At 71.5% G+C, this 3,491-nt stretch carries 4 protein-coding genes and 1 pseudogene; 3 read left to right on the forward strand and 2 right to left on the reverse strand.

The window, feature by feature from the left end:
- Both ACESMY_RS23545 and ACESMY_RS23550 read right to left on the reverse strand, forming a co-directional pair.
- Positions 1-286: pseudogene (locus ACESMY_RS23545) on the reverse strand (hypothetical protein); the annotation flags it as partial.
- Positions 287-337: 51 nt separating this feature from the next.
- Positions 338-1,621, reverse strand: a complete 1,284-nt coding sequence (locus ACESMY_RS23550) for a hypothetical protein (RefSeq protein ID WP_372787075.1) — start codon at positions 1,619-1,621, stop codon at positions 338-340.
- A gap of 130 nt (positions 1,622-1,751) precedes the next feature.
- Here ACESMY_RS23550 and ACESMY_RS23555 point away from each other — a divergent pair, with 130 nt between their 5' ends.
- The 3 genes from ACESMY_RS23555 (at position 1,752) to ACESMY_RS23565 (ending at position 3,375) form a co-directional block, all read left to right on the forward strand.
- A complete protein-coding gene (locus ACESMY_RS23555; protein ID WP_372787076.1) occupies positions 1,752-2,516 on the forward strand; it encodes a class I SAM-dependent methyltransferase in 765 nt (254 codons plus the stop codon).
- Between the two features lie 74 nt (positions 2,517-2,590).
- Positions 2,591-2,815 carry a CDGSH iron-sulfur domain-containing protein gene (locus ACESMY_RS23560; RefSeq protein ID WP_372787077.1) on the forward strand — a complete coding sequence of 75 codons (225 nt, stop codon included), beginning with the start codon at positions 2,591-2,593 and terminating at the stop codon, positions 2,813-2,815.
- 191 nt (positions 2,816-3,006) lie between these two features.
- A complete protein-coding gene (locus ACESMY_RS23565; protein WP_372787078.1) occupies positions 3,007-3,375 on the forward strand; it encodes a UrcA family protein in 369 nt (122 codons plus the stop codon).
- Positions 3,376-3,491 lie beyond the last annotated feature (116 nt).

The raw sequence follows: 3,491 nt of genomic DNA on the forward strand, positions 1-3,491 counted from the left end.
GAACGGGGGCGTCCGGCAGGGCGGCGCTGACGTCGGGCGGCGGGGCGGCGGCTGGGCGGTGGGCTGGCGGCTCGGTGGCCGCGACCTGCAGCGCCGGCGCCGGCGTGGCCTCGGGAATGGCGTCGGCGCCCGCGACGCGCTGGGCGGCGGGGAACGGGCTCGGGCCGGCGGCGTCGAACTGGCGCGCGAAACCGACGCCGAAGCTGCCGGCGGCGAGCATCACCAGGGTGACGATCGCCAAGCCGCTGAGGCGCTTCGAATGCGGAGGAATCGCGAGCGCGGTCATGCTCCTAAAACTCGGGGCGGCCGGGCTTCGTTCCGGGGCGCGCGTCCGGTCTCAGGCATCGATGGTCGCCTTGATGCGCTTGGGCACCAGAAAGAGGATCGGCAGAATCGCCGTGTAGACGGCGATCGTCGCCCAGATGGTCGTGTTGTAGCCGCCGTGGTTCTGGTAGAGGTCCGACCCCCAGAGGTCGCCGAACCGCTGGGAAACCCAGTAGAGCGCCAGAAACAGCATCATCATCGTGCCCTCCAGGCCCTTGGGGCAGGAGCGCATGGCGAGGTCGGTGAACGCCGCCTGGCCGACGCCGCCCAGCAGGCCCATGGGGATCGCCGCCAAGAGGGCGGTTTCCGCCGAGCGGACGAACAGCAGCGAGACCATCTGCGGCACGGCGAGCAGGCCCCCGATCCAGAGCAGGGTCCCGAGCTTCAGCCGCTGGGCCAGCCAGGCGTAGAGGGCGTAGACCGGCAGGAAGCCGCCGTAGAAGATCGCGAAGAAGGCGCCCACCTGGGCGTCGCTGGCGTGCAGCTCGTTGGCCATGTGGTACTGCAGCGACAAGCCGGCCGCCGGCCCGAACTGCCAGAGCAGCTGGATCATGATCACCGGATAGATCGCCCAGGTGCGCAAGAGCCGCATGACGTCGGCGCCCAGCGACAGGCGCGAGGCCTCCGTTCCGGCCTTGGCGTCGTCGAAGAGCCGCTTGGGCCCAAAGGCCCCGAAGGCGGTCAGGGCCAGCATCAGCCCCGCCCCGATGAGGAACAGGCTGCGCGCCGCGGTCGCGGCGCCGGCGCCTTCCAGCACGCCCGCGAGAATGCCGCCGATGAACATCGAGAGCACCTGGGGGGCCAGTGTCGCGGCGTTGGCGACGGTGCTCATCTGGCCGGTCATGGCGTGGTGGCGGCCCACCGCCGTGGAGAGGCCGGCCGCGGCGCCGGCCACGAACTGCATGAGCGCGGTGACCAGCAGCACGCCGCCCAGCAGCAGGGCGTAGGTCGGGTGCATGAAGGCCATGGCCGCATAGACCCCGGCGCTGGCCAGGCCGAAGACCACGAGATGGCCGCGGTCCCCCGCCCCGAACGGGCTCCAGCGGTCGCGGACCAGGCCGAAGACGAAGCCGATGAACAGCGGGACGGCGGCGATCAGGTTGAACTGCGCCGTCTCGTGGGCCGCCAGATGCAGCCGGTTCTTCAGGAAGAAGGTGATCGGCAGCGAAATCAGGCCCCAGTAGGGGGCGGCGAAGTTGAGGATCAGGATCGGCACGCCGGCGTAGAGCAGCAGGCGCAGCCGCCGCGCGGCCGGAAGGGGCTCGGCCCCCGGGACAAGAGCAACTTCGGCCGCCATACGGATCCCCCGATCCCGCTAGGCGTAACCCGGCCTTTGCGGCGGCGAAAGCCCGTTCGCTGAACAGGCTGTGCAGGCCCCGCGCCGGTGCTAGGTTCCCGGCCATCAACTCATAAGGGGAGGCGCGGGAATGGCTCGCAATCTGACGGTTTCGGTCCTGGCGGCGCTGGCGATCGGCGGGTCGGCCATTGGGGCGGGTGTCGCGGTGGCGGCGGCTGCGCCGAACATCGCCGCGGCGCTGGCCGACAAGGCGCGGCCGGCGGCGGACACCGCGCGCGACGCGGCGCGCAAGCCCGGCGAACTGCTGGCGCTGGCCGAGGTGAAGCCCGGCCAGAAGGTCGCCGATTTCATGATGGGCGGCGGCTACTTCACCCGCATCCTGTCGCCGGCGGTTGGGCCGAGCGGCAAGGTCTACGCCTACCAGTCCGCCGAGTTCGTCGGCTTCCGGGCGACCTACGGCACGGACCAGACCAAGGTCGTAGCCGACTACAAGAACGTGGTCCCGCTGACCGCGCCGATCGCCACGGCCGGCCTGCCGGACGGGCTCGACCTGGTGCTGACCGTCCAGAACTACCACGACCTGCACCTGAAGGCCTTCCCGGCGGAGACCTCCGACACGGCCAACAAGGAGATCTTCAAGGCGCTGAAGCCGGGCGGCCTCTACGTCATCGTCGACCACGCCGCGGCCCCCGGCTCGCCGCTGACGGTCGCCGATACCCAGCACCGGATCGACGAGGCGATCGTCAAGAAGGAGGTCGAGGCCGCCGGCTTCAAGCTGGTCGCCGAGGACAAGATGCTGGCCAATCCGGCGGACCCGCACGACAAGCTGGTCTTCGACGCCTCGATCCGCGGCAAGACCGACCAGTTCGTCCTGAAGTACCGCAAGCCGAAGTAGGGCCCTTGGGCCCGGCCAGCGGGAACCTCGGCGGCCGGGCGGCGTCCAACGGTCAAGCGAACGGGAGGTCCGACATGGCGATCAAGATGCTCTTCACCCCCAACGGGCCGATCGCGGTCTCAGGGGATCTCTCCGAACTGAAGCTGACCGACTCCACCGGCCAACCGATCGACATCTCGGGCGAGAAGAAGATCTTCCTGTGCCGCTGCGGGGGCTCGGTGACCAAGCCGTTCTGTGACGGGACCCACACGACGATCGGCTTCCAGGCCGCCGAGGCGGCGGTGCGCGGCGACGGCTGAGACCCCGTCCGCGGGGCCGGTGGAGGCGGTTGCGACAAAAGCCGAGGGCGATTGCGCCACGGCGCCGTTTGATCGGGGTTTGATCGGCAAACCATCGGGTCGAGGTCCTGCCGAAGCGCCGGGAAACGGCGTCCCAGGGCGCCCCGCGTTTGGCGCACCCCGCGCCGCGCCTGATCCCAAGGACCCTGACCATGACTGCCCGATACCCGTTCCCCGCGCTCGCCGTCCTGGCGGCGGTGGGCTTCACCGCCTGCGCCGGCCCGACCTTCGCGGCGCCCGAGCGTTCTCCCTTCGACGACACCTTGTCGCGCACCGTCTCGGTGGCGGACCTCAATCTCGACTCCGAGGCTGGCGCGACCGTCGCGCTTCGCCGCATCCACGCCGCGGCGGTCTATGTCTGCGGCGGACGGTCGGGGCCCGTGCGCCTGGACCGGGAGGCTTACTACCAGGCCTGCCTGCGGATCGCCGTGGACCGGGCGACGCCCCAACTGCACAGCGCCACCGCCGCGGCGCTGAACGCCGAGGGCCACCAGCCGACCGTGCTGGCGGACCGGCGCTGAACGCCGTCGATCCGCGGGGCCCCGCCCGCGCCGGGGGGGGGGGGGGCGCGGGGCCCGGGTGGGGGTGGGGCGAGCGGCCCCACCGGCGGAGCGGGGGGGGGGGGCCAGGAGCGGCG

This window comes from Phenylobacterium sp., assembly GCF_041691455.1.
Taxonomy (GTDB): domain Bacteria; phylum Pseudomonadota; class Alphaproteobacteria; order Caulobacterales; family Caulobacteraceae; genus Phenylobacterium.

What these genes read in the sequence shown, in the direction of transcription:
- ACESMY_RS23560 (WP_372787077.1), top strand. Translation starts at nt 2,591, where the DNA reads ATGGCGATCAAGATGCTCTTCACCCCCAACGGGCCGATCGCGGTCTCA.
- ACESMY_RS23555 (WP_372787076.1), top strand. Translation starts at nt 1,752, where the DNA reads ATGGCTCGCAATCTGACGGTTTCGGTCCTGGCGGCGCTGGCGATCGGC.
- ACESMY_RS23550 (WP_372787075.1), bottom strand. Translation starts at nt 1,621, where the DNA reads ATGGCGGCCGAAGTTGCTCTTGTCCCGGGGGCCGAGCCCCTTCCGGCC.
- ACESMY_RS23565 (WP_372787078.1), top strand. Translation starts at nt 3,007, where the DNA reads ATGACTGCCCGATACCCGTTCCCCGCGCTCGCCGTCCTGGCGGCGGTG.